The organism is Pseudonocardia tropica (genome assembly GCF_040105315.1).
Classification (GTDB): domain Bacteria; phylum Actinomycetota; class Actinomycetes; order Mycobacteriales; family Pseudonocardiaceae; genus Pseudonocardia; species Pseudonocardia alni.
On record NZ_JBEDNP010000095.1, the window covers coordinates 1 to 1,125 of the forward strand.

1 pseudogene is annotated in these 1,125 nt (G+C 75.4%); it reads left to right on the forward strand.

Annotated elements, in window-relative coordinates:
• Window positions 1–985: 985 nt before the first annotated feature.
• A pseudogene (locus WHI96_RS27715) lies at window positions 986–1,125 on the forward strand (transglycosylase family protein); the annotation flags it as partial.

Sequence of the window (1,125 nt, forward strand, 5' to 3'; positions counted from 1 at the left end):
GCTGATGCAGGCTCTGGGTGCCAGCTCGGACGCCGACGCCGGTCAGATCCGCGACTCCGTGCTCGGGGTTCTGGACCGTGAGCAGCTGCAGAAGCTCGGGGCCGACCCCGCGGACCTGGCCAAGCTCGACCAGCTCGACGACCTCGGTTCCGGGGACTCCCCCGCCTCATCAGGCTCCGGGTCGAGCGACACCGGCACGGACAGCACCGGCTCCGACAGCACCGGCACGGCCGATTCCGACGGCACCGGTTCGGGATCCTCGGACACCGACTCGTCGACGACCTCGGGCTCGGGTGACACGCCGACGACGTCGTCGTCGGGCGGTGGTGAGTCGTCGTCGACGACCGAGCAGGCCAGTACCGGTGGCGCAGGTGATGCGTGGGAGGCCGGGGCGGAGAAGCTGGCCGAGCAGGTCCGCGACGCCGCCGACGCCGACCCGCTGGCCGAGCAACTCGCCGAGAAGCTCGACGCCGCAGGCATCGGCTCCAGCACCGACCGCGGCTCCGACTCCAGCACTGGCCCCGGCACCGACTCCGGCACTGGCACTGGGACGGAGGCCGGCTCGGGCTCGACGCAGCCCGATGAGCAGGCGACGGACGGCACGAGGCAGGGCGAGACCGGCAGCTCCGCGCAGCCCTCCACCGGGAACGGCGACGCCGACACCGGTGCAGCGGCCGGGTCGGGCACCGGCTCCGGCAGCGACGCGGCGGGCGGCGACGTACAGAGCCCGCAGGCCGGGGACCCGATCTCGCGGCCCGGCGCGGACCAGAGCGGGCAGGGCCAGACCGGCGCGGGGCAGGCCGACCAGCCCAGCGACCAGCAGGGCGACAGTGCGGGAGAGGCCGGGCAGACCGGCTCCGACGAGCGGGGAAGCTCCGACGGGCAGAGCGCCCCGGATGCGCAGGGCGGCTCGGCCGAGGACGGGGAGCAGCCCCGGGACCCGGAGGGATCCGAACCCGCACCGGCGGCCGGTGGCAGCGCGCAGGCCGCGACCTGGGACCGGCTCGCCCAGTGCGAGTCCGGCGGGGACTGGGCGATCGACACCGGCAACGGCTACTCCGGTGGGCTGCAGTTCGACCAGGCCACCTGGGCGGCCTACGGCGGCACCGGCTCGGCCCACGAGGC